The sequence below is a fragment of the Rhodococcus sp. (in: high G+C Gram-positive bacteria) genome (genome assembly GCF_049286785.1).
Lineage (GTDB): Bacteria > Actinomycetota > Actinomycetes > Mycobacteriales > Mycobacteriaceae > Rhodococcus_F.
In genome coordinates, this window is record NZ_JBAQEO010000400.1 from 1 (window position 1) to 3,895 (window position 3,895).

The 3,895-nt window shown below is 65.8% G+C and carries 4 protein-coding genes; all 4 read right to left on the bottom strand.

The genetic code is table 11. The features are described from left to right. Positions 1-866, bottom strand: an 866-nt coding sequence (locus WAW17_RS14990) for a phosphodiesterase (protein ID WP_422333743.1), incomplete at its 3' end; no start/stop codon positions are given. Between the two features lie 261 nt (positions 867-1,127). After that, positions 1,128-1,520 carry a hypothetical protein gene (locus WAW17_RS14995; RefSeq protein WP_422333744.1) on the bottom strand — a complete coding sequence of 131 codons (393 nt, stop codon included), beginning with the start codon at positions 1,518-1,520 and terminating at the stop codon, positions 1,128-1,130. Positions 1,521-1,635: 115 nt separating this feature from the next. Further along, positions 1,636-2,553, bottom strand: coding sequence for a TauD/TfdA dioxygenase family protein (locus tag WAW17_RS15000; protein WP_422333745.1), 918 nt, complete (start codon positions 2,551-2,553; stop codon positions 1,636-1,638). Positions 2,554-2,767: 214 nt separating this feature from the next. Beyond that, positions 2,768-3,706: a TauD/TfdA dioxygenase family protein gene (locus WAW17_RS15005; protein WP_422333746.1), complete on the bottom strand. Its 939-nt coding sequence runs from the start codon at positions 3,704-3,706 to the stop codon at positions 2,768-2,770. Positions 3,707-3,895 lie beyond the last annotated feature (189 nt).

Here is a 3,895-nt window from a genome sequence, read left to right on the forward strand (position 1 = left end):
AGACGCTGCGCGGTCTCTTCGGGGCTGACGTCGTCGCCGACGAGCTCGTAGGTACCTGTCTGGACGACGGAATGCACGATGGTTTCGGGATAGACGTGCATGAGGTTGAAGCCCTGGGCGCCGTCACGTCCGCGCTGTGCACCGGAGGGAACGTTGAGATCCTGGGTGTAGCAGGTTGCGGAGGCGACCGATACGGGAATGCCCGCGAAGGTGGCTGTCGTCGAGTAGTGCAGGTGTCCGGCCAGGATGGAGCGTACGTCGCTGCCGCGGAGGACGTCGGCGAGCCGGCGCTGATCCCGTAATTCGACGAGTACGGCCAGGTCCAGCACGCACGGGACGGGCGGGTGATGCAACGCCAGGATGGTGCCGTACGGCGCCGGGACAGCGAGCTCGGACGCCAGCCACTCGAGTTGCTCATCGGAGATCTCACCGTGGTGATATCCGGGCACGGTGGAGTCGAGGGTGATGATGCGCAGTCCGTCGACGTCGTAGACCCGATCGACGGGCTCGGTCGACGACGGCTCGCCCAGGAGTTGCGTCCTGAAGTGGCCGCGGTCGTCGTGGTTGCCCATTGCCCAGATCACCTCTGCACCGAGGGACGCCGCCACCGGCTCCACGATGGCGCGGAGCTTCTCGTACGCGCCCCGTTCGCCCGTGTCCGCGAGGTCACCGGTGAATACCAGAGCGTTCGGGCGGGCGTGGGACGCCTCGATCTCGGCGAAGATCTGCCGCAGAGTTTCCTCGCTGTCGAGAGCCCCGTAGAGCAGGTCGCCGTCGACCAGGTGGGTGTCACTGATGTGAAGCACGAAGTGCGACGGTCTCGGGTACTCGGCTGTGCGTATGTCGGCTGCCTCTGTGCCGATCATCGGTTTCTCGCTTCCGTTCGCCCGACGGGCGGGTGCCCGGGTGGCGCCCATTGGTTGTCCACCCTAGCGAAGTCGGTCGAGGCCACCGCCGAGGGCACGCTCGGTAACGGCGAAGTGAACCATGCGAGGCAACCGGATGACGCCTGGTCATTCATGGTTCGCACACAGCGACTGTGTTACGGCTCACATTTGCTGCTCGTCGGCCCGCAACCCAGCGGGGGAACGATTCCGGGGTGGGCGGCGTCACCCGAAGACTCGGTTCTATTCGCCTGAAGGTGCCCCCACACCCTCGGGGGCACCTTCAGGCGAACGGACCGGGGGGACAGTGCACCCCCACCCCGCTTCTTCCACAATTGCCATGTCACAGCCGAAGGTGTTGGCGAGAAGGACCGCGTCGGCTGCGACGAGACCCAGGGGCGCGTCTGCGGCCTCGTCCGCCAGTTCCGCGCACATCTCGTCCGTCTCGGCGTCGCCGGTGTCGATCCAGACGATCGTGCGGTCTCCTGTCCCGCCGGAATCCTCGGCCAGGACTGTGAGCTCGCTGACGTCCGGGTCGGGCCCTGCCGGCCCGGCCGAGGCGCTCCCTATCGCACCGGCGAGCGAAATCGAAAGAGCGGCACAGCCGGCCAGCGCTGCGCGGGTAGTGATGTTCACGGTGAGTCGAACCTCCCTGGATCTCTCCGCGACCGCTCTGGTCGCTGGCATCCAGCTTGGAACGCACCCTGCGCCCGTCAAAGCCACCCCAGGGTGAGTGCGACACCCCCTCCCTTCACACCGCGTCGAACGGCTCACCGTCGAGCGCCACCGACTCGCGGCCGTCCGGCCCCTTGGGCACGTCACCGACGAGGGTGATGCGGTACAGCCGCCTGTCGTGATCGAGGGTCAGGTCCTGCGGTGCCAGATGGACGGTCGCGCGGTTGTCCCAGAACGCGATGCTGCCCGGCTCCCATTTGAACCGCACCGTGTACTCCGGCCGGGCCAGCTCCTCGTAGAGCAGGCCGAGCAGCCGACGGCTCTCGTGCGGCGAGACGCCGACGAGGTGCGTGGTGAAACCGGGGTTGACATACAGCGCCCGCTCCCCCGTCTCCGGATGCACCCGGACCACCGGATGCTCACTCAGCAGGGGGCGCTGCTGGACGCGGCGCTTGTAGTCGTCGCTGGCATCCGTGCCGTCCGGCGGGGTGAAACGGTGCACAGCCCGCAACCCGTCGGCCAGCTTCCGTACCGGTGCCGCCAACCCCTTGTAGGCGGCGACGGTATTGGACCATTGGGTGTCCCCGCCGTACGGCGGGAGGGTTTCGGCACGGAGTATCGATGCGGCCGGAGGGTTGACGGCAGCGGTCACGTCGGCGTGCCAGCCGGGCTTGTCGTAGCCGCGGCTCACGGCGTAGCGAGACTTGAACCGGTCCTTGAAGATCGGGTAGATCGTCGGGTAGTTCGGGTCGGGAATGGAGTCGAACAGCGGATGCGCCGGTGTGGGTGACCCGAAGTACGACGCGAATCGCAGATGCGCGTCGTGGTCGACGAACTGGTCGCGGAAGAACACCACCTTCCACTGCAGCAGCGCCGCCCGGATCACTGCGACATCGCTTTCGGCCAGCGGTTGCGTGAGATCCACACCGCGGATCTCGGCGCCTGCCCAGCCCGACTGCGGCCGAACCTCGATGCCACCCAGTACCTGTGTCATTGTCTGATCTCCTTCACGGTCGATGGTTTCTTACGAATCGATCGGTTTCGGGGTCACACCGTCCAGTTCGTTCAGTGCGTTGGAGGGAACGAGGTACTCGCGGTGCACGTTGCGAACTGCGGCGCACCCGCGGTGGGATCGATGAGCCCGGATTCACCGGCCGCCGACGCAGAACCTTCTGCGCCGGCTGCCTTCTCGAGTACGGTGGCCACGATCAGGCCGCCCCGAACCGCTCACCGGAGATCGATTCGGATGCTCGTCCGTCGACGCCGACCGGCACGTCCCCGACCAGGGTGATGCGGTGCAGCACCCGGTCGTGTCCGAGGTGATCGACGTCGCGAGGCGCCAGATGGAGAGCGGCGCGGTTGTCCCAGAACGCGACGCTGCCCGGTTCCCACTTGAACCGAACGGTGTATTCGGGTCGTGCCAACTCCTCGAACAGCAGGTCCAGCACGTGCCGGCTCTCACGAGGGGAGAGATCTACGATCTCACGGGTGAAAGAGGGATTGACGTAAAGGACGCGTTCACCACTCTCGGGATGCACCCGCACCACCGGATGGATCGAGGCGAGCGGGTTGGTGCGCACCAGGTCACCGATCTTCTCGTCGCTGCGGTCGGCCGAGAAGTTGGACCCGAAGCGATGCTCGGCATGCAGCTCGTCGATGAAGGCGCGCACCGGCTCGGACAGGCCCTGGTATGCGACCGCGACATTGGCGAACTGGGTGTCGCCACCGAACGGCGGCACTGCCTCGGCCCGCAGAATGGAGTGTGACGGCGGGTTGATCAGCGGAGTCACATCGGCGTGCCAGCCGGGGCCGTTGGCGCCCTGACGTTTTCGGTACTTCTCTCCGTAGCGCTCGTTGTAGGCCTTCGGCGAGACCGTGTGGATCTCGGGGAACCCCTCGGGTGCGGTGTCACCCTCGTACGGGTGGCCTGGTGTGACCTCACCGAACTGCTTACCGAAGGCGATCTGCTGGGCGTGGTCGAGTTGCTGGTCGCGGAAGAACACGACCTTCCACTGCAGCAGTGCCTCGCGAATCTGCGCGGTTTGACTCTCCGACAAAGGATTCGACAGGTCGACCCCGGAGATCAGGGCACCGGCCCAGCCGGAGAGTGGTTCGATCTGCAAGCGGGTGTCGATCGTGGAAGTCATCTGTCGTGCGCTCCTCATACGTGGTGATGGGTGCGGGCCGCAGGCTGTGCGGGGCTGCTTCGATATCACGAACGTAGGGGCGATAGCCCGGCATCACACGGGTTGGAATCGACGTGATGGAAAGGCTGCCGAAGCGCGGTGAAAACGCACCCCTTACTGTGATCGTTGTCATACACATTTGCATCACTT